The sequence below is a fragment of the Acinetobacter sp. BMW17 genome, assembly GCF_001592855.1.
In the GTDB taxonomy this organism is placed as follows: Bacteria; Pseudomonadota; Gammaproteobacteria; order Pseudomonadales; family Moraxellaceae; genus Acinetobacter; species Acinetobacter johnsonii.
Genome location: NZ_LSOD01000025.1, coordinates 60,667 through 86,060 on the forward strand (window position 1 = coordinate 60,667; position 25,394 = coordinate 86,060).

A 25,394-nucleotide genomic window follows, 5' to 3' on the forward strand; every position below is an offset into this window, starting at 1 on the left:
TTAAGTTTAGATGAGCAAGGTACGTAATAATGCTGCGCTCAGCATACTAATCACAACGGTTGGTAAGAGTGAAAAGCGTGAAGCTGCAAGTAAAGTGATGGCGATGGCGAGTAGGTCTGCGACATTGTCTTTGACAAAATAAGGTGCAATTACTGAAATAAGTACGCAGCCCGGCACAACTTCCAAAATCTTTCGTTGTTTGTTGCTTAAAGTTTTATTTTTCAGCAAAACATAGCCCAATATACGCGTCAGATAAGTGGTGGCTGCGACCAATAAAATTGCGACAAGTGTAGTGCTGTGGATCATAGCTCATCCTCCTGAATAAATAAGAAGGCAGAGGCGATACCACAGATTGCCCCAATAGGCACATACCAACCCGTTGGTAAATATAAATAAGCAATGGCCGCACTGATTAGACTGATAAGCCAAGGGCGTGCGGCGCTGAAGCCTTTCCACATACCACGTAGTAAAACCAAAAATACTGCAGCAAAGGCCATATCAAATCCATAACGGTGAACATCGCCTAGCAAAGGACCAAGAATGGCTCCTAAGCTGGTAAAACTGACCCACATCAAGTACAGGGCAAAACAGATGCCTGCGTAGTAGGACATGCTAAAGGCCTGTTGTAGCCCAAATCTTTTCTTCTTTTCTGCATCGGCAAGCGCTGCGGCCCAACTTTCATCACACATGAAAAACAGGGCAGGGAAAACCTGTCGATTAGGCAAATGGCGTAAATAGGGCACGAGACTTGCACCCATGAGTAAGTGACGGCTATTGACTAGGAACGTAATGAAAATTAAAACGAGAAAATTTGGTGGATTGGTCCAAACTTCGAGCACAGCAAATTCGGAACCGCCCGCAAAGTTTAGACCAGTAAATAATGGAACTTCTAAATGGCTAAAGCCTTTTTGAGTGGCTTGTGTTCCTAAGACCAAAGCAAAAGGAATAATGCCCAGCAGCATGGGGATAGATGTTTTAATACCACGTTTAAACTCGACGTAATCTGTAGAGTCATTGAGTTCTTGAGTTGTATTTCTAAGGGAGAACATTTTAAATTGCCTATGCGTGCTAGGTTTTGGTGCAGTATGTGAATAAGTGTAGGGTTTTTCCAGAGATATTTTTTGCTTTATTTAGCTTAATATAGAGCTTGTTTGGAATAATATGCTGTGATTGGTTAAGTCTGAGCAAAATTATGCTTTAGGGGTGGAATTTATGGATCAAACAGATAAGCGTATATTACAAGTACTACAAGTCGATGGGAAACTTCAAAATAATGAACTGGCTCAGCGCATTGGACTGTCTGCTTCACCGTGTTTAAGACGAGTAAGACAACTAGAAGAAGACGGGATTATTCGGGCTTATGTGGCTTTGGTTGATCCAGCTAAGGTGAATCTGCGTTTGACCGTGTTTGCACGCATTTGGTTAAAAAGTCAGGATCCGCAAACGGTGAACCAATTTGTTGAATCGATTCGTGAAGTTCCTGAAGTGGTCGAGTGTCATTTAATGGCAGGGGATTGTGATTTCTTTTTACGTATTGTGGTTGCAGACTTAGATGCCTATCGACAGTTTCAAATTCATCGCTTGAATAAAATCCCGAATATACAAAGTATTAAAACAGAAATTCCATTGCAAAATATCAAACAAACCACAGAATTGCCGATTTGGTAACTCAAAAGTTGATAGCGAAATTGCCCGTGAATGTGACAGCATGACTAAAATGATAGGACTTGTACTCTAGTCATGCTACTTAGGATGTTATGACTCTTCGTTTAAAAAGCCTTCTTTAATTTCTTTAGGCAGATCTGCGTGCCACCATGCATAAATACTGGCTTTAATTTCTTCATCTTCTTCAGGGTCATTTAGAGGTTCATCATCTTCACGAACCAGTTCACCACCTTCAAATTTGAACCAAAACTCCCACGGGTCATCATCACCACAACCCCATGCTTGCGCATGGATGTCTGGAAGCAAGGCTTTCAGGAAGAATAAAATCGCTTCCATGAACTCATCACCTGATGAACCATGGACAAAGTGTGCGATGGAATAACCCGCGAGGGAGTATAGTGATTCAGGACCTAAGTCAAACTCGATATTATCGACGGTATTTAAAATATCTTCGGCCAGTTCAGCACCATGTTCTGGGTTGATGTCACAGACTAAAGCTGTAAATTGACTCGCATCGCCGCGATGTTCTTGAAATAATCGGTCTAACTTTGACATGATTTGAGCATCTGCATGCTTGTAATATAAGTTGCTATGCATTTCCATCGAATTTTCCCCAAGTAAAAAATATGTGATTAAAAGTGCTATCTGTATAACGCCGTTGTATTTATTTTTGCTGTCAAATTGAGCTGAAGTATAAAAGAATGTGCCTTTTGTGCAAGCATAGGTATAATTGGAAATAAAATATAAAACAAAGTCTTATATGAATTTTTCCAATCTGTGCAGAGCACTAGGATGAGTTAATATTCTTTATTCTGATACTTGGGCATTGTCTAAAGTCAAGTTTTGAATGGCTCGCTCAAAATCGGTAAGAATGTATAAAGTTGTTAACGATGACATCGAAGCGATAAATTAAATTTTCCGAAATTGTCTAATGCACAGCACATTGTATCGTGATAGACTAAGAGAAATCGGGTGTGCCCCGATTTTTTTATGCGGATTCGTTCCGCGCAGACAAGATTTTAGGTTTACAACATGCCCATTTCAGAGACATGGTTATTACCTGATGGTGTAGCTGATGTACTACCAGAACAGGCGCAAGTGATTGAAACTTTGCGTCGTCAAGCATTAGATTTCCTCGCAACTCGAGGTTATCAGTTGGTGTACACGCCATTCATTGAATACATCGAATCGTTATCTTCTCTATCAGAATCGAATCAAGATTTAGACTTAGCCACTTTTAAAGTGATTGATCAGCTTTCTGGTCGTTTGCTTGGTGTGCGTGCCGATATGACACCACAAGTGGCTCGTATTGATGCGCATGTACATCCAGTTGAAGGCGTCGCTCGCTATTGCTATGCAGGAACAGTTCTGCATACCAAACCACAGGGCTTTAATACCACGCGTACACCTTTGCAGTTAGGTGCTGAGCTATTCGGTTCAGACAGCATCGATGCCGATGTGGAACTGATTGATGTGATGATCAGCCTGCTTGAAAAAACAGGTTTTGCAGACGGTATCCATTTGGATTTAGGCCATGTGGGCTTATTCCGTAGTATGGTGAAGGTTGCAGGTTTAAACAAAGCAACTGAACGTCAACTCTCTGATTTATACCAACGTAAAGCATTGCCAGAATTGGCTGAATTTACCCAAGATTTAAACTTTGGTGCAGATTTTTACACATTAGGTCGCTATGCCAGTGACTTAGATGCCTTGCAAACGCATTTAAGTGCAGAAGTCATTGCCGATGCTGAATTCAAGCACGCTTTCGATGCATTAAAAACCACACAATCTGAGATTCAAGCGCGTTGGCCAAATCTTCAGATGGGTATTGATGTGGTTGAGCTACGTTCGTATCACTACCATACGGGCTTAATGTATGCCGTTTATGCACCAAACCGTGCTGCACCATTGGCACAGGGTGGACGTTATGACGGGATTGGTGAACACTTTGGACGTGCACGTCCAGCAACAGGTTTTAGTTGTGACTTATATGCACTTAGTGCAGGTCGTTTTCAGCAAAACAGTCTTGTAGTTGCACCCAAAGGTACTCAAACAGATTTGATCCAAGCGATTGAACACACACGTGCTCAAGGCATGAGTGTGATTCAACTTTTGGGGCAGGATGATTTAACTACGCTTCCATATGCAACGCACCAGTTGGTGAATGTTGCAGGTCAATGGACTGTAGAACAGATTTAATCACTTCTTCAGGTAAGCTAAAACCTGAGAGGTTCTTCAATTTTAACAGCATGATGCAATGAGGCTATTATGGGCAAGAATGTTGTGGTACTCGGTACCCAATGGGGCGACGAAGGTAAAGGTAAAATCGTCGACCTGCTCACAGATCAAGCGGCTGCGGTCGTTCGTTATCAAGGCGGACATAACGCAGGTCATACACTTGTCGTTGGTGGTAAGAAAACTGTATTACACCTCATTCCATCTGGTATTTTACGTGAAAACGTACTGTGCTTAATTGGTAATGGTGTGGTACTTTCTCCTGAAGCGCTCATCAAAGAGATGGACATTCTTGAAAAAGAAGGCGTGCCAGTTAAAGAACGTCTACGTATTTCTCCGAACTGTCCACTGATTTTGCCAAACCATATTGCACTTGACCAAGCGCGTGAAATCAAGCGTGGTAATGCGAAAATTGGTACCACTGGTCGTGGTATTGGGCCTGCCTATGAAGACAAAGTTGCACGCCGTGCAATTCGTGTTGCAGACTTGGTTCGTGGTGGCGAGCATCTTAAAGCTCAGTTAACTGAACTTCTTGAGTACCATAACTTCCAATTAACGCAATTCTACGGCGTAGAAGCAGTTAAATTAGAAGATGTACTTGCGCTGTGTGATCAATGGTGTGAAGTGGTTGCACCACTTGTGATTGATGTCACTACAGAGCTGCATAATTACCGTAAAAACGGTGACAACATCATGTTTGAAGGTGCTCAAGGCTCCCTTCTAGATGTTGACCATGGTACATATCCGTATGTAACGTCTTCAAACACGACTGCTGGTGGAGTAAGCTCAGGTTCTGGTTTGGGTCCATTACATCTTGACTATGTATTGGGTATTACCAAAGCATACACAACACGTGTAGGTGCAGGTCCGTTCCCAACTGAGTTGGTTTATGACGCTGCAAATGACGTAGGTGATGCGATTGGTAAGCACTTAGGGACTGTAGGTTCTGAATTTGGTGCCTCTACAGGTCGTCAACGTCGTTGTGGTTGGTTCGATGCTGAAATCCTTCGTCGTTCTGTAGACGTAAACTCACTTTCAGGTATTTGCTTAACTAAACTTGACGTTCTTGATGGTTTAGAAGAAGTGAAAATCTGCGTAGGTTACGAAGCAGCGGATTCTGGTTGTGTTGGTTCTTCTGATGCGCTTGCATTTGAAACTTTAAAACCAATTTACGAAACAATGCCAGGTTGGTCTGAGTCTACGTTTGGTGCGAAATCAATGGATCAATTGCCACAAGCAGCGATCAACTATGTAAAACGCATTGAACAATTAATCGAATGCCCAATCGATATCATTTCTACAGGTCCAGACCGTGAAGAAACGATTGTTTTACGTCATCCATTTGACGCTTAAGCGATAAGGCATTGAATAAAAACCCTGTCTCGTACAGGGTTTTTTATTTATGCGGTACATCTGTACATGCGCTTGACAGATATTGATTTAAGCTGCTGAGCTGGAATGATTTTCCCGACTAAAGTTGCATGAATAAGCATGACATAGTGTATACGTGCTTGTTAGAATAAAATGCACAATAAACAGATGAGCAGGCAGGATGCAAAAGAATATCGCGGGAACTATTTTTTACTCACTACTTTTTGCTATGGGTGGTGCACCAACAATCGCGATGATGATTATTCAAGGGCAAACCACCGATCCAGACGTGATTTATAGTGCACTCATTGGATTGTCTGTGATTATTGCTTGTATCTTGGTGCCGATCATACTGCTCCAAAATGCATTCCTGTTTGCGAAGCGTAAAAGTGCGACCCTTGAGGAAAAAATTGAACCTTTAAGCCACCTGTATTTGGGTTTAAATATCCTGTGTTTGGTTTATTGGCTTTTGATTCAGTTTATGTAAGTAGGTTTAAGGTGGTGTGTAGATATCGCTCTAGCGCGGAAATTTGGCTTATTGTGCTTAATTGTGAAGATATTTTTACATAATTGCTATGATAAAACGCGGTGATGATATTTAACACTTTAAATCTATTCAATATAATTCAGCACATTATGTAAAATGCTTTGAGATGGATGGAGTTAAGCAATAATGAAAAATAAAATATTAATGAGTTTGTGTGCAGCGAGTGTGGTTACCATTTCAGGTTGTGCAACTTTTGCGGAAGTGGCAGGTGCAGACACTGCAACATTAAATGCAGCAGCAACCCAAGGCTTCAACAAAACTGTGAATGAAGCGCGAAGCACAAAGACCTTAGATACCTCATCTACGACCTATAAGCGTATTTATGGTGTATTCAATCGCTTGAAGCCATATGCCGATCAAATGAATCAAACTGGAACGAAATTTGACTGGCAGTTGGCAGTACTTAAGTCAAATCAGGTCAACGCCTATGTTGCACCTGGTGGTAAGGTAGTATTCTACACAGGTATTGTCGATAAATTGAACCTAACGGATGCTGAAATTGCAGCGGTGATGGGACATGAGATGGTGCATGCTTTAGAAGAGCACTCGAAGAGTAAAGTGGGTGCGCAGGCATTAACGGATTTGGCATTGGGTATTGGTTTAAGTGCGGCAGGTGTCGGTCAAACAGGTTCAGCAGCAGCGCAGCTAGGTAGTCAAATTGGTATTGGTTTGCCTTACTCACGTAGCTTAGAAAGTCGTGCAGACCAAGGTGGTTTAATGTTGATGGCTAAAGCAGGCTATAACCCTCAAGCCGCAATTAGTCTGTGGGAAAAAATGAATAAGCTTGATGGAGCAGGTGGTTCTTCATTCCTGTCGACACACCCATCAAATAGTCAACGTATTGAAGCAATGCGTAAGAATTTAGCTGCTGCTCAAGCGGTTTATAATCAAAGACGTTAATTTATCTTTGAGTAAAAAAGGACGCTAAGGCGTCCTTTTTTAATGTCAGTTGATGATTTTGAAAATCATCAATTATTTGTGACAGGTGAAGTCGTGCTTCACCTGAACAGCTAACTAAGAAATATCTATGGCGCAGGATTAGGTTGTTGCTGATGGATAGCTTGAATACCCTGTAAAACTTCTTCCGATAAATCTATCTCAAAGGCTTGGATATTTTCTTTCAACTGGTCTAAGTTGGTCGCACCAATAATCGTACTGGTCACAAAAAACTGCTGCTTGATGAAGGCTAAAGCCAGTTGCGTCGGCGTTAAACCGTGATGTTCAGCCAGCTGTGCATACTGTTCTGTTGCCCATTCACTCTCTGGGTTGCTATAACGACTAAAGCGGCTGAAAAGCGTCACGCGAGCATTCGCTGGGCGTGCACCATTGCGGAATTTACCTGTGAGATAGCCAAAAGCGAGTGGGGAGTAAGCGAGTAAACCAACGCCTTCATATTTCGCAATTTCTGACATGCCAATTTCATAAGTACGGTTCAATAGGCTATATGGGTTCTGCACACTGACAAATTTAGATAGACCAAGCTGCTCTGCAATTTGTAGAAACTTCATGGTGCCCCATGGTGTTTCATTAGATAAACCAATATAACGAATACGCCCTTTTTGAATCTCTGCTTCTAATGCTTGTAGTGTTTCTTGTAAAGAGGTCACGGTTTGCGTGTTTTGGGCTTCACTGTTTTCATAGCCTAATTTGCCAAAAAAGTTGGTTGGGCGTTGTGGCCAGTGTAGCTGATATAAATCAATATAATCGGTCTGTAAACGCTTTAGGTTGCCATCTAGGGCAGAAGAAATGTCGCTTGCATTAAAACGAGTCTGTCCATCACGAATATGACTACCACCTTGAGATGGCCCCGCAATTTTAGAGGCTAGAAATAACTTGTCCCGACCGCCGCGCTGGGCAATCCATTGACCAATAATATTTTCGGTCGCACCTTGGGTTTCAGGTTTTGGAGGAACAGGGTACATTTCAGCAGTGTCCCAAAAGTTAATGCCTTGCGCTAAAGCATAATCAAGTTGTCCAAAGGCTTCAGCTTGAGTGTTTTGCTCACCAAAGGTCATGGTGCCGAGACAAATTTCAGGAACCAAAATGCCTGTATTGGCTAAGGGTTTAAATTGCATTCAACATTTCCTTTTATGGACTGCACTTTTTCGGTCGAATTAGGTTACACAGTTATGCCCAGTAGGTTAAATCACTATTTTTACAAAGTTTGTCATGATTTTGTCAAAGCAGGATTTAGTGAAAACAGCAATAGATTTAAAGACATAAAAAAAGCAAATCCTAAGATTTGCTTTTGGCTGTATCAGCTACGAAGAAAAGTCTTATTCTTCGTCTTCATAGTCATCAGCATTCGCTTTTGACTCTTCTAAAGAGGCATCAAAAATTAAGATGGCTTTACCATCAGTTTCGATCATGCCTTGCTCTTCGAGTGTTTTCAAAACACGACCAACCATTTCACGTGAACAACCGACAATACGTCCAATCTCTTGACGCGTAATACGAATTTGGCGGCCATTTGGTAAAATCATCGCTTCAGGTTGCGAAGATAGGTCGATTAGGCAACGCGCAATACGACCTGAAACGTCGATAAATGCAAGGTCAGTCACTTTACGAGTGGTATTTTTTAAACGGCGAACTAGCTGTGCAAATACTGCATAGCTTAGGTCAGGGTATTGTTTGCTGAGCTCATGGAAGTTTTCATAAGTCACTTCAGCAATTTCGCAGACATCACGGGTACGCACTTCTGCAGTACGTTGTGAGTTTGCTTCGAATAGACCCATTTCCCCAAAAAAATCACCCGCATTTAAATAAGCGACCACGATTTCACGTTCATCGTCTTCACGCAGAATAATGGAGACAGAACCTTTTAAAATCAAATATAAAGATTTAGATTCTGAGCCTGCATCTACGATGGTGGTACGCTTAGGATAACGATTAATATATGCGCGTTTTAATAATGCTTTGACTGACTCGGGGAGTTGACCTGGAGACAGCGCATCAGTGCTTAATTGTGAAAAGCTTGAAGTCATGCTAACGGTTCCGAAAATGGATAAAATATAGATCGCACAGACCTAGGGTGAACTTGTCACACAGTCAGAGCTGAAATTCCTTATCAACTCAATTTATGTTAGTGTACAGTCACTTCGTCAATCTATAGCTTTTTTTAGGTACTTGCAATGCAAACAACTGTTCATTGGTTAGAGAATGTTGCTTTCGAAGCAAAAACTCAAAGTGGTCACAGTGTTATCATGGATGGATCGCCAGAATATGGTGGTGAAAACCGTGGTCCAAGACCAATGGAATTGATCCTGACGGGACTGGGTGGTTGTGCCTCTTTTGACATCGTGACCATACTTAAAAAATCACGCCAAGAAATTACCGATGTACGCTGTGAACTCAAGGCAGAGCGGGCAGATAGCATCCCTGCAGTGTTCACAAAAATCCACTTACATTTCGTGATTACTGGTCATACGGTGAAGGAAAAACAAGTCGCAAAAGCCGTGGAATTATCGGCAGAAAAGTACTGTTCTGCGAGCAAAATGTTGATGGATGGTGGGGTTGAAATCACCCATGATTTTGAGATTATTGAAGCAAATTAAACGCTGACTTTTAAGTCATTTGAGGCTGATCTAGTGATCGGCCTTTTTCATGCTTCACGCTTTTGTTTTGATTCCGTAAACTGGGACACAATTCATCACACGAATAAATAGAAAAATGCGTTGCTTGTTTGGTTAATAATTGCTCAAATGATTTTGGTTGTCACTTATTGATAGGTCGTCGTGGTCTTTAATATATAAATAATGTGAGTTGGCGCTTGAAAATAAGGCTTATAAGGCCCATCTTATAACCGAGTCTTATGAGTTTATTATCAAGATAAACTAATGAAAAATAAGTTAAAATGTAGAAAAATTAATTAAATTTGAATTGAATTTTGAGCAATTGTTCCCATATATCCATCAAGTTCGAAATTTGTTGTGAGGAAAACAAAAATGCGATTTGAAAAATTCACAAACCGCTTACAGCAAGCTCTCTCAGATGCTCAATCACTTGCAGTGGGGAAAGACCATACCTCAATTGAAGGTATTCATATCTTATCAACATTGTTAGATGAAACCTCCAATCTGAGTTTGTTGCAACAAGCGGGTGCCAATTTACCTGCTTTACAAAGCAAATTAAAACAAGCACTAGCTGATGCACCAACACTGACGAATCCTACAGGAGACGTTAACTTAAGTTCAGAGGCAGTTAAAGCGCTGAATTTGGCAGATAGTTTTGCGCAAAAAGCAGGCGATGAGTTTTTGTCTACCGATTGGGTGATGCAAGCCTTGGCCGAAGTGGGGACAACTAAAACGCTACTCAACAGCGTGGGCGTACAAGCAGACAGCTTACGCAAAGTCATTTTAAAAATTCGAGGTGATGAGAAAGTCATGAGCAACAATCATGAAGATCAACGTGATTCTCTGAATAAATACACCATTGATTTAACTGAACGCGCACTTGCAGGTAAGTTAGATCCTGTGATTGGGCGTGATGATGAAATTCGTCGTACCATTCAAGTTTTGTCGCGTCGTACCAAAAATAACCCAGTGTTGATTGGTGAACCAGGGGTGGGTAAAACAGCCATTGTTGAAGGCTTGGCACAGCGGATTATTAACCGCGAAGTGCCTGAAAGCCTACAAGGTAAACGTGTTTTATCCTTAGATTTGGGTTCATTGCTTGCGGGTGCTAAATATCGTGGCGAGTTTGAAGAGCGCTTAAAAGCAGTACTGAAAGATTTGTCTAAACAAGATGGTGAAGTCATTTTATTTATCGATGAATTACACACGCTGGTAGGCGCTGGTAAAGGCGATGGTGCGATGGATGCAGGTAATATGCTCAAACCTGCTCTGGCACGTGGTGAGCTACGCTGTGTTGGTGCAACCACATTAGATGAATATCGCCAATTCATTGAAAAAGATGCTGCACTAGAGCGTCGTTTCCAAAAAGTCTTGGTCGATGAGCCAAGTGTGGAAGACACCATTGCGATTTTACGTGGTTTGAAAGAGCGTTACGAAGTGCACCATGGTGTGAAAATTTTAGACTCTGCCATCATTGCAGCAGCGAAAATGTCACATCGTTACATCACTGACCGTCAATTGCCTGATAAAGCGATTGATTTAATTGATGAAGCGGCTTCTCGTATCAAAATGGAGCTGGACTCTAAGCCAGAAGCTTTGGATAAACTTGAGCGACGTTTGATTCAATTGAAACTGCAACTTGAAGCAGTGAAAAAAGATGAAGATGCAGGTAGTCGTGCTGAAGTCGCTCATCTTGAAAAGCAAATTAGCGAAGTTCAACACGAATACAATGATTTAGAAGAAGTTTGGAAAGCTGAAAAAACCTTAGTTGAAGGCACTAAACAAGTTCAAGCTGAATTGGATCAGGCGCGTATTGCGTTGCAAAAAGCGCAGCGTGAAAACGACTTGGGTGAAATGTCGCGTCTTCAGTATGGTGTGATTCCAGAGCTGGAAAAACGTCTCAATGAAGAAGAAGTCGTTGAGGAAAAAGAAGAGCCAAAACTACTGCGTAACAAAGTCACTGACAATGAAATTGCAGAAGTCGTTAGCGCTGCTACGGGCATTCCAGTGGCTAAAATGATGCAAGGTGAACGTGAGAAACTTCTCCATATGGAAGAGTTCTTACATAACCGTGTCGTTGGGCAGGATGATGCTGTAGTTGCAGTATCCAATGCGGTTCGTCGTTCGCGTGCGGGCTTGTCTGATCCCAACCGACCAAGCGGCTCGTTTTTATTCTTGGGTCCAACTGGTGTTGGTAAAACAGAGTTGACCAAAGCACTGGCAAACTTCTTGTTTGATAGTGACGATGCCATGATTCGTATCGACATGTCCGAGTTTATGGAAAAACACTCTGTCAGCCGTTTGGTGGGTGCACCTCCTGGTTATGTTGGCTACGAAGAAGGTGGTGTGTTAACCGAAGCTGTACGTCGTAAACCGTATAGTGTCGTGCTGTTCGATGAAGTGGAAAAAGCACATCCTGATGTGTTTAACATCTTGCTCCAAGTGTTGGATGATGGTCGTCTAACGGATTCACAAGGTCGCGTGGTTGACTTTAAAAATACCGTGATCGTCATGACATCGAACTTAGGTTCGAGTGATGTGCGTGAGTTGGGTGATAATCCTTTGGATGAAGAAGTGCGAGCAGTGGTGATGAATGCCGTGACGCAACATTTCCGTCCAGAGTTTATCAACCGTATTGATGAGTTAGTGATTTTCCATTCACTTAAAAAGGCGCAAATTCGTGGTATCGCGGATATTCAATTGGATCGTTTACGTGATCGTTTGGTTGAAAAAGATATGCGCTTAACGGTGGATGATCAAGCCTTTGACTTATTGATTGACGCTGGTTTTGACCCTGTTTACGGTGCTCGCCCATTGAAACGTGCCATCCAACAACAGGTTGAAAACAACTTAGCGCAAAAAATATTGTCGGGTTACTATGTGGCTGGAGACAATATTATGATCACTGCACATGATGGTCAGTTGAGCTTTGACAAAGTGAAAATGAGTTAATCGTTTAAATGGTTCATTGAAACTAAAAAACCCAGCTTCGGCTGGGTTTTTTATTGCGGGACAGAAATGTTAAAAGATGACACTTTTAAGCAAAAATGTGACGTAAGTTTTTACATTTATGTGATAGGTATGGCATCTAAGTGATTCATTTGCAAAACAATTATCTTTATTTAAGGATTCTCTTTATAATTTATTTTAATAAAAAACAAACAACTTGAGATAGAAGAAATGACTCAATTGAAGTGGGGTATTGGAGGCGTACTTACGCTTGCTGTGGTCGCAGTAGGGGGGAATCTTTATGCGGATAAAAGTTTGAAGGCTTATTATCAACACAGCACCAAACAGTCGAATGATTTAAAGTTGCAATATCAACAATTTCAAATGGGGGCTTTAAATGGCAGTGCAAACTGGACCGCTGAATTAGTCCTAGACCCATGCAAACCGAAAGAAGTGATCCAATTGAAGGGGCAGGATCATATTCAACGGAGTTGGAATGGATATGCGATTCATTCAGATATTAACATTACTCAGGCACCCGGTGCACTTCAGTCTTTGTTGAAGGAACCACTTAAAGTACAAAGCAAAGTGAACTGGTTAGGGACTTTGAATAGTACCTTGACTACGCCAGTGATTACCCGCAATGAGGCTCAACTCCAGTCTAGATTAGACCCGATGACATTAAAGTTTCGGGCAAAACCGATCGAACAACAGCTTAAGATACTGGATTTGCAGCTTGAAATTCCAAATTTAACAGTCACTGATCCAAATATACATTTGCAAATGGTGGGGCTAAAGCTAGAAAGTAACCAAGGGCTGAATGGTGAGTATCTTGAGGCGGGTGAAACCAAAATTAAGATGGATCTACTGAAAATGTCAGATCGAGATATCAATAAACCTACCAATGCCGAACTAAAGAATTTTAGTATAGAAACGCAAAGTGAACTGACAGACCGAGTTGTAAACACTGAAATGTTATTGCGTCTAGATGAAATGAAAATGCCTTCAGCGCCCGCTGTCCAAAACGTACAGTTTAATTTTAATGTACTCGATATAAACCGACAAAAATTGCAGACGTTGTTTGATATTTTGGCGAAAAGTGAAAACAGTTGTTTGGCAAAAGAGGCAATGGAAAAAGATATGGAGCCTGCTTTGTTGGCAGTGATCAATGAAGGTTTCCGTTTTGAATCCAAAGAGAACCAATTTGCTATTGGGGACGGTGTTGCGCAGGTGAATGTGACGGGGCGTATTATGCCGAGTCATCAATCAACGGTGATGGGTATGGTGAAAATGATACCAAGTTTAATGGAATACAAAGCAGATGTTCAGTTTGATAAAAATATGATCTCGCGCATCATGAATAATTATCTGCAAAAAGGAGGCATCAGCATGTCTGATCAAGAGATCGAAAGCATGCTTTCGACGATGCAGAGTTCAGGGCAGGTGAAACGTGAAGGGAATGTCATGAAAATGTCAGTTGATTACAAATATGGGCAAACCAATTTCCTGACTGAATAATGCAAAATATGATGATCTAACATAATAAAAGGGACGTATTTCGTCCCTTTTTTATATCTGAAAATTGTCTAATGCAAAATTTAGCGAAGATGAAAGAGCTGCTGGTATTTCATCTTCAGTGCATTAGTTTTTTGGGTGGGTAATTTTCCAAGCACGGTGAATTTTCTGATTGCGCTTGAAATCTGGCCCAATCGTCTCTTGGGTGATTTCTTCGACATCAAAGAACGCCAAAATTTCTTCGTCCATTTCAAAACCACGATAGTTGTTCGAGAAGTACAAAGTACCGTCCGTGGTTAAACGGTTCATTGCACGTTTAAGCAATGATAAATGGTCGCGTTGTACGTCAAAGGTACCGTAGAATTTCTTCGAGTTTGAGAAGGTTGGTGGGTCAATAAAGATCAGCTCATACTGTTCATGACCTTCTTTTAACCACTCAAAACAGTCGCTGGCAAAGAACTGATGTTGTTCATCGGCATGATCGACCGTTAAGCCGTTTAAGACGAAGTTCTCTTTAGACCAGTTCAAATATGTATTTGAAAGATCGACGCTGGTTGTACTTGCCGCACCGCCTAAAGCTGCATGTAAGCTGGCTGTAGAGGTATAGCTATACAAGTTCAAGAAGTGCTTACCACGCGCTTCTTGTGCGATGCGTAGACGGATTTGACGGTGGTCTAAGAACAAGCCAGTATCTAAGTAATCAGTTAAGTTCACTAAGATTTTTGCTTTGCCTTCTTGTACGATAAAGCGCTTCGAAGCCGTACTCTGCTTGGTATATTGAGTTTTACCTTCTTGGCGAGCACGCGTTTTGATAAAGATCGCATCACGGCCTAAACCTGTCACCGCACGAATTGCCTGTAAAGCAAGGTTGAAACGCTTTTTGGCTTTTTCAGGATCGATTGTTTTAGGTGGCGCATATTCTTGGACATGTAAGCGTTCGCCATACAAATCAACCGCGACATTAAAGTCAGGGAGGTCAGCATCATATAAACGTAAACAGTGAATGTTTTCTTTCACTGCCCATTTCTTTAAGGTCTGCATGTTCTTTTGTAAACGGTTAGCAAAGTCTTCAGCGCCTTCAATTGCTTCAAACTGTTGCGGTTGCCATGTTTCCAAGAACGGCTTGATCACTGCAACAGGTTTAACTGAACCTGAACGCACGTAAATTGGCAGTTTACCATTCATCAAACGCATGGTTTGCGGGTCATTCAGCGCCAATACATCGGCTTGCTCAACGGCTGCTGCGATAAGTGCTGCGGTTTGATTTGGGAAGTTCTTTTGCAGTAAAGCAGATAAGCCTAAATATAAAGCACGGTTTGAAGCTTTATCACCTAAACGCTCACCATAAGGTGGGTTGGTCACAATAAAGGCTGTTTTTCCTTCGGCGTCAAAGTTCGGCCAGTCCGCCAAAGTCCGTTCTTCGATTTGGATCTGTTCAAGTACACGTTCAAAACCAGCAGCAATAATATTTTGCTTGGTGGCTTTTACCGCTTCCCAGTCTGCGTCAAATGCGTAGAACTTAGGGAGAGGTTGTTCCAAGGCTGTTTGATGACGTTCAGCAGCTTCCGCTTTAATGCTCATCCACAGATCATGGTCATGGCCATTCCAGCCATTGAAACCGAAACGACGAACTAAACCAGGTGCGCGGTCAGTCAGCATCATCAATGCTTCAATAATAAACGTCCCAGAACCACACATTGGGTCAAGGAAAATATCGGGTCTTTTTGCAAGGAGCTTAGCTTTTTGTAAAATCGCAGCGGCTAAGTTTTCTTTAATTGGGGCATCGGTCATATAACGACGGTAGCCACGTTTATGTAATGAATCACCAGATAAGTCTAAACAGTAGGTGTGTTCAGTTTTTCCTGCGAGTGCATAAATGGTAATTTCAGGTTGCTTAATATCAATACTTGGACGCTTACCAACAGCTTCCATGAATGAATCCACGATACCGTCTTTTACACGTAGAGTTGCAAACTGGCTGTTCACCTTAATTTCACGTTCAATATGTAAACGAACGGCGAAGGTGCTTTGTGGTGCAAAAATCAGCGACCAATCAAAGTTCATTGCACCTTCGTAGAGCTCTTCAGCAACATCACGTGCGTCATGGCTAAATTCCAGTTCATGGACATGAATGGGGGTAAGTACACGCGAAGCAAGACGCGACCACATACAAATGCGATAGGCATGTTCCAGTGTACCTTTGAAAACTAAACGCCCAGGAAAACGTTCAATGTTTTGAACACCTAAACCTTCTAATTCATCTTGGAGTAAGGTTTCTAAGCCATCGGCACACGTAACCCAATAGCTGCTTAAACGCGAAGCGGTTTTCATAAATTTGAGAGACCAAAATAAAACAAAATAAACTCGCTAAAGTTTAACGTATTTTGCCTCTGAATGGTTTTTTAAATATGCCTCTACTCAGCGGAAATATCAAAATAAATGAATCACCATGTGAACAATAACGTTTTTGGTACGTATTTTGCTAAATCCTTGCAAGTTTAATTTGCTGACTGATTTCTGATAGATCGTTAGTAAATATTTTTCACTTGAAAGGGGATGAATATGTCGACCAAGTTAGATCGCGGTGTTGTAAGTCATGCTGATGCTTTTTCAATTGCAACTTTACTTTATGCACGTCTGCGCCGTGTATCGGGGCGTGTAATTGATGTGATGTATTTGGTGGAAAATCCAAGTTATGCACGTCAGATGGCAGAGCTTGCTTTAAGTACAGAAGATGCTGAACTGATTCGATTGGTGAGTCGTTTAGACAGTGTCATGGATGTTTTTAACTATGAAGAAACCGCCGTGGTCGAAAAACCTAAACAGGGCGACACGACACGACATGAGTTGGAAGCCACTGAAGAAGAAATCTACCGTGCCCAAGTGTCACATCACTATATTGGCGCTTTACGATAAGAATCGCTGAAGTTGGATCGCTCTCGCAAGAGAGCTTTTTTAAATGTCCGCTTGGGATAAATGAGATAAGAAACTCTATAGAATTGATATTTATAGCAATTTGATGAACTCTGAATTTGGCTAATTTAGCCTTTGATGGTTTAATTTAACTGGTTGAAATAATAGATAAGAATTTCATAATCTTAGTTTTGAAGCCGATGATAATTAAGGCAATTGTTTTAAACTGAGGTCCAAATCAAAAAGAAAATCTGTATAATGCGTTAACTTAACGTACAAGGAATCTCTCATGCACTTGGCAGCATTGCATACTCCGAGTCAGATTCAACTCAACCAAGATGGTCATCTCAAACACTTCCTCACCATCGAAGGCCTTTCTAAAGAAACTCTTACAAAAATATTGGACACCGCGCAGTCCTTTTTTAATGACCAAAATCAGCTGATTACCAACAACCTCTTAGAAGGTCGAACGGTAATGAACCTTTTCTTTGAAAACTCAACCCGTACTCGTACCACTTTTGAAGCAGCGGCAAAGCGTCTTTCTGCAAATGTATTAAATATCGATATCGCACGTTCAAGTACTTCCAAAGGGGAGACGCTCAGAGACACTTTGTGGAACTTAGAAGCGATGGCTGCGGATATTTTTGTGGTACGTCATTCTTCGTCGGGTGCGGCACATTTTATTGCCCAAACCGTTTGTCCGCATGTTGCAATTATCAATGCAGGTGATGGCCGTCATGCGCATCCAACACAAGCTATGTTGGACATGCTGACCATTCGCCGTGAAACCAAAAAGAAATTTGAAGATATTTCAATTGCCATCATTGGTGATATTAAACACTCACGCGTGGCGCGTTCAGATGTTGCTGCATTACAAACACTGGGATGTAAAGACATTCGTGTAATTGCACCGAACACATTGCTGCCATACGGCTTTGATGAATATGGTGAAGGTGTACGTTTATTTAATAACATGGAAGCAGGGATTCAAGACTGCGACGTGATTATTACCTTACGCATTCAAAATGAACGCATTGATTCGCCTGCGCTGTCATCTCAAGCTGAATTCTACAAAATGTACGGTTTAAACAAAGAACGTCTGGTAATGGCAAAACCTGATTGCATCGTGATGCATCCGGGACCTATGAACCGTGGTGTAGAGATTGATTCCAGTATTGCCGATGGTCCACAGTCTGTGATTTTAAATCAGGTGACCAACGGAATTGCTGTACGTATGGCAGTTTTGGCGCTTGCAATGCAAGGTCAACTGCAAGAGCAAGGTTTGTTAGACGCGATTGCGGTATAAGGAATAAGTCATGACTGTTGTAAAAATTGAAAATGTACGTGTTCTTGACCCAATTCATCAAACAGATGCGGTTCAAACAGTGTATATCGAAAATGGCAAGCTGGTTGCTGAAGCAGCTAATGTCACTGAAACGATTGATGGTCAAGGCAAGTGGTTGATGCCAACCATGGTGGACTTATGTGCACGCCTACGTGAGCCAGGTCAGCAACAGCACGGGACATTAAAATCAGAAGGTCGTGCTGCGCGTGAAAATGGTATTTTGCATGTGTTTACACCGCCAGACTCAAAACCGATTGTGCAAGACAATGGTGCTTTGATTCATGGTCTGATGGAAAAAGCGATGCTGGATGGCGGTATTTATCTTGAAGTGATTGGTGCTCAAACCCAAGGCTTACAAGGCAACCAACCTGCAAATATGGCGGGTCTTAAAAAGGGCGGTTGTACAGCTGTTTCAAATGCCAATGCGCCTTTTGCAGATGACGATGTGGTGCTGCGCACTTTAGAATACGCAACTGGCCTTGGTATGACGGTGGTGTTTTATGCAGAAGAACCGCAAATTGCTAAAGATGGCTGTGTCCATGAGGGCTTTGTGGCATCGCGTCAGGGCTTACCAACCATCCCTGCGATTGCCGAAACCATTGCAATTGCCAAGTATTTGTTAATGATTGAAGCGACGGGTGTTCGTGCTCACTTTGGCTTATTGTCTACAGGCGCTTCTGTCGATTTGATCAAAATTGCCAAAGATAAAGGCCTGCCAGTCACATGTGATGTGGCGATGCATCAGCTGCATTTAACGGATCAGTTGATTGATGGCTTCAACTCACTTGCACATGTCCGTCCACCACTACGTGCTGAGTCGGATAAAGAGCTCCTTCGCCAAGGTGTGAAAAGTGGCGTGATCGACGCGATTTGTACGCATCACGAACCGCTGAGCAGCTCTGCAAAGCTAGCACCATTTGCTGAAACACAGCCAGGCATTACTGCTTTTGATACCTATGTAGCTTTCGGTGTGCAATTGGTGCGTGAAGGTTTATTTAGTCCTTTGGAATGGGTCGAAAAAGTCACGATTGCACCTGCCACGGTAGCCAATATGCTTGAACGTTGGGCTGCTGAAGCTGGCTGGGTGTTGGTTGATCCTGAGTTAGACTGGATTGTGAATAAAGACAATATTTTGTCGCAAGGTAAAAATACGCCTTTGATCAATCAAGTGGTGAAAGGTAAAGTAGAAAGGGTGTTTATTATTTAGTTTTAATAAAAAATCTTTTTATAACAAATAAATAAGCTGGTATTTTATCAGCTTTTTTATTGTATTTTTATGTGATGTTTCATTATACTTCTGCAAAAACTAAGGGGGTAATAATGAGACATACTGCAAAAAAATTAATTTTATCGATAACTGTTTTGGGTTTGGCTGGCTGTAATAGTTTATTTGATCAACATGTAAAATGTAACGATGAAACTGCAAACAGTTTAATTTATCAAGCATTAAAAGATGATCTAAACAACTCTCTAGAGAGTCAGTTAAAAGACTTAATTCGTCAAAGCCAAATTAATGATTTAGATCCTGCCAAATTAAAGCTATCGGCTCAGACTATTCAATATGTTTTAGCTGATAGTCGTACAGATTTCATTGATCCACATAGCCCGAAAACGACTTGCTCGGTTGATTTAACAGTGACATTACCATCTGATTTAATTAAAAAATCAGATGAAGCTAGAAATAAAGTAGATCGTTGGAGTGTTGAGTCTCAAGCTGATGATATTGGGCTTGATTATGAGAATAATAAAATTAATCTAGTACTTGAATACCAATTACAACCTGCAGATAGTGGCAAAAAAATTTTTGCACATATGAAAAATACTTCAAATCTTCAAACATTGCTGTCTGATACTTTGACTTATGCATTTTTAAAGCCTCAAATTGAAAAAAATGAGATTCGTAATATAGAAGCGAATAAGCAAGCTGTTGTGCCTGAGTCTACCTATGCTGAGCCTATGGACACTACTGCAATTGAAGCAGTTCAAGCGGCTGATGCGGCTGCAGAAGCTGCTAACTATTATGCAGAATAGTTAACTAATTTTTTAATGATCTATATATATTTCAAATAGTTGGGTTCACTATGAAAATAATTCTATTATTTATTATTGCAGGTAGTATTTTACTCGGGGGCTGCGATAAAGTTCAAAATTTAACAAGTGGAGCTGTTAAATGTGACAATGAAGCAGCAAAAAAATTAGTTGTTGAAAGTTTTAGTAAAGTTGTAAGTGATGCAGCGACAGAGCGTGTAAAAAGTTTGATCGAAAATGAAAATATAACGATCGATATGGGGAAACTCCGTAGTACGTTGCAACAAGTTACATTTAATGTGACTAATGTGAGAACTAATAACTCAGACCCTAATAGCAATAAACAATATTGTGTTACTGAATTTATCGTAAAACTACCAGAACAACTTGTTAAAGATGCTGATGCAGCTCGTGAAATTTATGGAGAAAGCAATGTTACTCAATCGGCAGTGCTTGCGGATTTGTCTTTTGAAATGAACCAATTGAAAAAGGACATTGATTATTTAGTACAACCGACTGATAGCGGAGATAAAGTTTTTGTCACTTTAGAAAACTCTGAAGCACTAGCCTACTTTGTTCGAGATATTGCAGTTGATTCTTTGATTAAAAATGCGCGTCAAAATGCAGTAGAAGTTGCTAAGCAAGAAGCATTACAAGCTGCTGCTGATCAAGAGGCAACAGCCAAAGAGTATCAATCTGTTTTGGTCGATGAAGCTAAAGCTAAAGTTGACGCTGCCAATGAAAATCTAAACCTTGTTTGGAATGCTACAACGAAGGAGATTCGTGATCAATTACTTGATGAACAAAGGATTTGGTTGAAGAAGCGTGAGCTTGAGTGCAAATTGGAAAGTACAAATGTAGATAATTCAGAAGTAGCCCGCTTAAATTGTGAGGCAACAATGACTAATCAACGTGTAAACGAACTACGTCAGAAAATTTACTATTTAGAGTAAGAAATATATCCAAAAAAAGTCAGCTTCGGCTGGCTTTTTTATTGGGCCTAGGTAAAACTGATGCAAATACAATATTTTACAAAGTATAAAAAATGAACAGATAAACTGAAAAATGACGATGAAAACAATGAGAAAAAGTGGGGTAAGACTTCATGAATGTCGATTTTATGGATTTACTAAAACAAAATGTCTCTGCAATTGTTTTAGAGGGTGATACACAACATTTACTTGAAAAGAATCAAGCAATTCAATCCTTTTTACCAATTTTACTGTCTATATTAAAGTCAAAGTCTGAACTGATTCCTGCATTTCAACAGCAGTTGAATCCACGTCTTAATGATGCTTTTACATCGAATGTTAGTCTCAAGCAACAGTTTTTGGAGCATGTTCGCGGAGCAGCATCCGCAGATGAAATTGAAAGTACCTTGAGCCGTTCGATTACACCTGCATTAGCATTTTTAACGACAGAGGCTGGTTCTTCAGAACCTGAAGCGATTTCCCATTTACTACAGGTCAACACAGATTCCATTAGTCGTGCCTTACCTGAGTGGGCAACTGCATTACTGGCCGGATTGGGGGTAAATATCTTACAAGGACAATCTACACATGTTGCACCTGCAAGCGTACATGCTACAAAAGTAGATGAGAAACGGTCATTTTTACTGCCAGTTTTGGCTTTAATTATTTTTGCGGCATTGTTTGCTTTTATTTTTAGAGCCTGTACCGAAAAGGCCACAACTGAAACAGCACCTGCTGCAAATGTGAATGCCAGCCAACCTGCTAAATTTCAAATCACCACAGGGGCAACAGGAGATTTGGTCACTTGCCAAATTTTCTCAGCCAATGCGGCTTATGTTGAAATTTTGCAAAAAGAAGTAAAGCAAATTTTTAATAACAGCATCGGCTGTGGTGCAGATATGCAGAGTATGTATCACACTGAATTTATCGACCAAGATGCGATACCCAGTGTAATCAGTGCATTGAAAGGTGTGCCAAATATAAATTTAACATGGTTTGGCAATCAGTTATCGATTCAATCACAAGATCCAGCCAATGCACTTAAAGTGGCAGATCAAATTAAACCTTTACTGCGTAATATGACAGTTGTGACGCAGCAACCACTGGATGTAAACCGTGCCGTGGATACCAGTATTAGTGATGCTGAGCGTGCGCTGGCAGAAATTAATCCTGAGCAAGTTCGAGCATTAGATGTTGCCACGGCATTGAATTTGCAAATTATTAACTTTGATACAGCTTCATCGACGATACCTGATGTCAATAAGTCGATCTTGGATCAGGCCGCAGCGCTGATGCAAAAAGCACCGCAAGTCAAACTTACCGTGATAGGGCATACAGATGCAACGGGAGATGCGGCAGTCAATAAAACTTTGTCGCAAAATCGGGCACAAGCGGTGGTGGATTATTTAATTTTTAAAGGCGTCGATCCTGCGCAGTTGCGAGCGATTGGTTATGGTCAAGAAAAGCCAATAGCAGACAATCAAACTGATGAAGGCAAGTTTAAAAACCGCCGTATCGAGTTTGAGGTTTTAAATACAGACTCGGGTGTGGTGCGTGAAGTGGATGATCGTGGTGTTGAAAAGGCCAACTAAACGATATTTTAACCCTGCTACGGCAGGGTTCTTTTATATAGCTACTCGCATAAAAGCTTATTTTTTGGTTAAATACGCTGCGAAAAACAACAGCCTTATGGTTTTATAACAATGATGAAGAAAACAATTTTTGCCAGTCTAATCTTGAGCAGTTTATTTTTAAGTGCTTGTAACCGAACAGAGAATAAAACAGAAACGGTTGCTGAACCGCAAGAAATGTCAGATTGGAGTTGTACGGCTCCTGCCAATGTCGAACAAATCCAAGCGCATTTAAAAGCTGAATACTTAAAAGCCCTAGACCGCCGTTTGCGTGATAGCCGTGAATATGAGGCCGATGAAAAATTATTAACGCAGATTAATAACGGTATTCGCTTTGAAATTAAAGGGATTTCAACGACCACAGAAAAGCCTGATACAGCGAAGCAATTGGACTGCGAAAGCCAGTTGGTGGTGATTTTCCCGAAAGGGTTACAGAAACGTGCTGAAAATGCGTTTTTAGCGCGTCCATGTGAAGAGTGTGAGGACGGTTATCAAAGTACTTTGCGTGATGTCTTAGAAGAGGGTGAATATTCACTCAACTTAGACAATGATCAGCTACAAGGTGCATTTAGCTATAACATCATTAAAACGGATAAAGAAGGCATTAGCCTGAATGTACCCAATCAAAATGGCGTGATTGATGGTGTAGTGTTGGTGACGCAGCATGCGGTTCAGTTTGCGGCATATGAAAAAGAAAATGCAGAAATACAAAAGAATATAAAACAATATAATGAGCAAGAAGTTGCGCAGATGGAACTGGCACAGAAAGCCATGAATATTCGTAAGAAGGAATTGGATGCTGACCAAGTCAAAGTGGTGGAACGTCTGAACCAAACTTGGGACAATTTCACTGAGGAACAAAAACAGCAGCTACAACAAGACCAAACTGAGTGGTTTGAAAAGCGTGATGTGGACTGTAAAGTGATTTCCCAAAAAAGTGTCTACCAAATGACGGATAGTGAAAAAGAAACCTATCAAAAGCAGTCACAATATTGGGATGATGCTTTACGTGCCCAAGATCAACAATTGCAATATACCAAGTGCTTTAATCAAAAAACCAATGAGCGCATTGTGTATTTAAATAACGTGTTTAATTAATTGGGCTACATTAAAAATACGCTTTATTGAATATTTATAGAATGAGAAAAGGACGAATATGATTCGTCCTTTTTTATTTAGATTGTGTTTTTTTCCTCGTTTAGAAGGTAGGTGGCATATAGGTCAGGCTACGGCCTAAAATCCAAAGTAGGAACAGCACCAAAGGCAGATGGAAAACTAATTGAGTGACGGTAAAGCCGATCACATCTTTGGCTTTTAATTTGAGAATGCCGAGCATTGGCAGCATAAAAAATGGGTTGATTAAATTCGGCAAGGCCTCCGCAGCATTATAGATTTGCACCGACCAGCCTAAATGCACTTTTAAATCATGTGCCGCTTGCATGACATAGGGTGCTTCAATAATCCATTTACCACCGCCAGAAGGAATGAAAAAGCCTAAAATAGCAGAATATAAGCCCATCACAATGGCAAAGGTTTCTTTGGAGGCAATCGAAACAAAAAACTCAGCAATATAATGTGATAGCGACAAATCATGACTGTTCAAGGCTTGCGTCATCATAAAGGCGATACTGCCATACAGCGGAAACTGAATCAGAACACCTGAGACCGCTGGCACGGCTTTGGTGACGGCATTGAGGAAATTTCGTGGCGTACCATGCAGTGCAATACCCAGCATGAGGAAAATAAAGTTGTAGGTGTTTAGGCTTGAAATAGCCAAGATCGGATTGCTTTTGCTGAACTCATTGAACATCCAAACCAGACCCAAGAGCACAATCAAGATACTCAATAAAGGCGAGTTCTCTAACCAGTCTCCTGGACGTTTTGTGGTTGGTGTTGGTTTAGCTTCTTCCTCAAACTGGATGGGGAATTGATCAATGGTTTTAATGTCCTGCCCTTTGGGTGCAGACCAAAATGCAATAGCAATCGAGGCAATAATCAACACAGCCGTCATGATCATCGACTGAGGTAAGAAAATGGTTTCGGTGAAGGGAATCACACCGGTTAGATTGTAAATCGATTCAGGCAGGCTGGCTTTGTTGGCTTGTAGTTGTGCCGCAGAAGAACTAATACCTAAGGCCCAGGTTGCTCCCATACCAATAATTGCGGCGGCAGCGGCAGCACGATAGTCCATATTCAGTTCTTTGCGTTTAGCTAAAGCAATCACCAGCAGGGCAGTCAGTACCGTACTCATGGCCCAGTTAATCAGCGAAATTAACAAACTGACTGTCGCAACAAGAACAATCGCACCGCGGCTACTATGGGGAATTCGGGCCATTTTTTGAATCAGAAGTTCTACAGGCTTTGAAACAGAAACCACATAACCAACCACAATCAGCATACACATTTGTAAGGTAAAAGGGATCAGACTCCAAAAACCATCACCAAAGGACACTGCGACATCTTTGGCAGGTGCGCCAATGCTGATGGAAGCAATTGCGACGATCACGACACCCAATAGGGCAAAAATATAAGAGTCTGGAAACCATTTCTCCGACCAATCACTGACACTTAGTGCAAAACGTTGCAAAATATTTTGAGAGTTTTCCATGCATTGATTCCATTTTTATCTATAAGGTATGAATTTTTGATTCA

At 41.2% G+C, this 25,394-nt stretch carries 22 protein-coding genes; 15 read left to right on the forward strand and 7 right to left on the reverse strand.

Annotated elements, in window-relative coordinates:
- Positions 1-6: 6 nt before the first annotated feature.
- Together AXW61_RS07315 and AXW61_RS07320 are read right to left on the reverse strand one after the other, a co-directional pair.
- On the reverse strand, positions 7-306 hold the full coding sequence (locus tag AXW61_RS07315) for an AzlD family protein (RefSeq protein WP_062033744.1): 300 nt from the start codon (positions 304-306) through the stop codon (positions 7-9).
- Positions 303-1,049 carry an AzlC family ABC transporter permease gene (locus AXW61_RS07320; RefSeq protein WP_062033748.1) on the reverse strand — a complete coding sequence of 249 codons (747 nt, stop codon included), beginning with the start codon at positions 1,047-1,049 and terminating at the stop codon, positions 303-305. The genes AXW61_RS07315 and AXW61_RS07320 overlap by 4 nt, the downstream gene beginning before the upstream one ends.
- Before the next feature lie 163 nt (positions 1,050-1,212).
- On the opposite strand from AXW61_RS07320, the gene AXW61_RS07325 reads away from it, so the two are divergent.
- Entirely contained in the window at positions 1,213-1,668 is a 456-nt protein-coding gene (locus AXW61_RS07325; RefSeq protein ID WP_062033751.1) for an Lrp/AsnC family transcriptional regulator, read from the forward strand.
- Between the two features lie 87 nt (positions 1,669-1,755).
- Here AXW61_RS07325 and AXW61_RS07330 read toward each other — a convergent pair whose 3' ends face one another.
- Positions 1,756-2,268: a hypothetical protein gene (locus AXW61_RS07330; RefSeq protein WP_062033754.1), complete on the reverse strand. Its 513-nt coding sequence runs from the start codon at positions 2,266-2,268 to the stop codon at positions 1,756-1,758.
- A gap of 429 nt (positions 2,269-2,697) precedes the next feature.
- On the opposite strand from AXW61_RS07330, the gene AXW61_RS07335 reads away from it, so the two are divergent.
- The 4 genes from AXW61_RS07335 (at position 2,698) to AXW61_RS07350 (ending at position 6,718) form a co-directional block, all read left to right on the forward strand.
- Positions 2,698-3,864 (forward strand): ATP phosphoribosyltransferase regulatory subunit, encoded by a 1,167-nt coding sequence (locus AXW61_RS07335; protein ID WP_062033757.1) that lies wholly within the window; start codon positions 2,698-2,700, stop codon positions 3,862-3,864.
- Positions 3,865-3,933: 69 nt separating this feature from the next.
- The gene (locus AXW61_RS07340) at positions 3,934-5,253 is read left to right on the forward strand and encodes an adenylosuccinate synthase (protein ID WP_062033760.1); all 1,320 of its coding nucleotides are present in this window, start codon (positions 3,934-3,936) and stop codon (positions 5,251-5,253) included.
- Positions 5,254-5,452: 199 nt separating this feature from the next.
- The gene (locus AXW61_RS07345) at positions 5,453-5,758 is read left to right on the forward strand and encodes a hypothetical protein (RefSeq protein ID WP_004696180.1); all 306 of its coding nucleotides are present in this window, start codon (positions 5,453-5,455) and stop codon (positions 5,756-5,758) included.
- A 186-nt stretch (positions 5,759-5,944) separates the two neighbouring features.
- Positions 5,945-6,718 (forward strand): M48 family metallopeptidase, encoded by a 774-nt coding sequence (locus AXW61_RS07350; RefSeq protein ID WP_004982314.1) that lies wholly within the window; start codon positions 5,945-5,947, stop codon positions 6,716-6,718.
- Between the two features lie 125 nt (positions 6,719-6,843).
- Here AXW61_RS07350 and AXW61_RS07355 read toward each other — a convergent pair whose 3' ends face one another.
- The gene (locus AXW61_RS07355) at positions 6,844-7,893 is read right to left on the reverse strand and encodes an NADP(H)-dependent aldo-keto reductase (protein WP_062033763.1); all 1,050 of its coding nucleotides are present in this window, start codon (positions 7,891-7,893) and stop codon (positions 6,844-6,846) included.
- Positions 7,894-8,094: 201 nt separating this feature from the next.
- Positions 8,095-8,802, reverse strand: a complete 708-nt coding sequence (gene crp / locus AXW61_RS07360; protein ID WP_004696183.1) for a cAMP-activated global transcriptional regulator CRP — start codon at positions 8,800-8,802, stop codon at positions 8,095-8,097.
- 147 nt (positions 8,803-8,949) lie between these two features.
- On the opposite strand from crp, the gene AXW61_RS07365 reads away from it, so the two are divergent.
- The 3 genes from AXW61_RS07365 to AXW61_RS07375 all read left to right on the forward strand — a co-directional run bounded on the left by AXW61_RS07365 (position 8,950) and on the right by AXW61_RS07375 (position 13,857).
- A complete protein-coding gene (locus tag AXW61_RS07365; RefSeq protein WP_062033766.1) occupies positions 8,950-9,372 on the forward strand; it encodes an OsmC family protein in 423 nt (140 codons plus the stop codon).
- Between the two features lie 390 nt (positions 9,373-9,762).
- The gene (gene clpB, locus AXW61_RS07370; protein ID WP_062033769.1) at positions 9,763-12,342 is read left to right on the forward strand and encodes an ATP-dependent chaperone ClpB; all 2,580 of its coding nucleotides are present in this window, start codon (positions 9,763-9,765) and stop codon (positions 12,340-12,342) included.
- 228 nt (positions 12,343-12,570) lie between these two features.
- On the forward strand, positions 12,571-13,857 hold the full coding sequence (locus AXW61_RS07375; RefSeq protein ID WP_062033772.1) for a DUF945 family protein: 1,287 nt from the start codon (positions 12,571-12,573) through the stop codon (positions 13,855-13,857).
- Positions 13,858-13,980: 123 nt separating this feature from the next.
- Here the strand turns inward: AXW61_RS07375 and rlmKL are convergent, their stop codons facing one another.
- Positions 13,981-16,185, reverse strand: a complete 2,205-nt coding sequence (gene rlmKL, locus AXW61_RS07380) for a bifunctional 23S rRNA (guanine(2069)-N(7))-methyltransferase RlmK/23S rRNA (guanine(2445)-N(2))-methyltransferase RlmL (protein ID WP_062033776.1) — start codon at positions 16,183-16,185, stop codon at positions 13,981-13,983.
- Between the two features lie 231 nt (positions 16,186-16,416).
- Here rlmKL and AXW61_RS07385 point away from each other — a divergent pair, with 231 nt between their 5' ends.
- The 7 genes from AXW61_RS07385 to AXW61_RS07415 all read left to right on the forward strand — a co-directional run bounded on the left by AXW61_RS07385 (position 16,417) and on the right by AXW61_RS07415 (position 23,840).
- Positions 16,417-16,770: a hypothetical protein gene (locus AXW61_RS07385; protein WP_062033779.1), complete on the forward strand. Its 354-nt coding sequence runs from the start codon at positions 16,417-16,419 to the stop codon at positions 16,768-16,770.
- Positions 16,771-17,056: 286 nt separating this feature from the next.
- Positions 17,057-18,073, forward strand: coding sequence for an aspartate carbamoyltransferase catalytic subunit (locus tag AXW61_RS07390; RefSeq protein WP_062033782.1), 1,017 nt, complete (start codon positions 17,057-17,059; stop codon positions 18,071-18,073).
- A 10-nt stretch (positions 18,074-18,083) separates the two neighbouring features.
- Complete coding sequence (locus AXW61_RS07395; RefSeq protein ID WP_062033784.1) at positions 18,084-19,319, forward strand: dihydroorotase; 1,236 nt, start codon at positions 18,084-18,086, stop codon at positions 19,317-19,319.
- A 113-nt stretch (positions 19,320-19,432) separates the two neighbouring features.
- Entirely contained in the window at positions 19,433-20,143 is a 711-nt protein-coding gene (locus AXW61_RS07400; protein WP_062033800.1) for a hypothetical protein, read from the forward strand.
- 50 nt (positions 20,144-20,193) lie between these two features.
- Positions 20,194-21,093, forward strand: coding sequence for a lysozyme inhibitor LprI family protein (locus AXW61_RS07405; protein ID WP_062033802.1), 900 nt, complete (start codon positions 20,194-20,196; stop codon positions 21,091-21,093).
- Positions 21,094-21,245: 152 nt separating this feature from the next.
- A complete protein-coding gene (locus AXW61_RS07410; RefSeq protein ID WP_062033805.1) occupies positions 21,246-22,703 on the forward strand; it encodes an OmpA family protein in 1,458 nt (485 codons plus the stop codon).
- 114 nt (positions 22,704-22,817) lie between these two features.
- On the forward strand, positions 22,818-23,840 hold the full coding sequence (locus tag AXW61_RS07415; protein ID WP_058869986.1) for a hypothetical protein: 1,023 nt from the start codon (positions 22,818-22,820) through the stop codon (positions 23,838-23,840).
- A gap of 100 nt (positions 23,841-23,940) precedes the next feature.
- Here AXW61_RS07415 and AXW61_RS07420 read toward each other — a convergent pair whose 3' ends face one another.
- Positions 23,941-25,350, reverse strand: a complete 1,410-nt coding sequence (locus tag AXW61_RS07420) for a TIGR00366 family protein (RefSeq protein ID WP_062033807.1) — start codon at positions 25,348-25,350, stop codon at positions 23,941-23,943.
- Between the last annotated feature and the right edge of the window lie 44 nt (positions 25,351-25,394).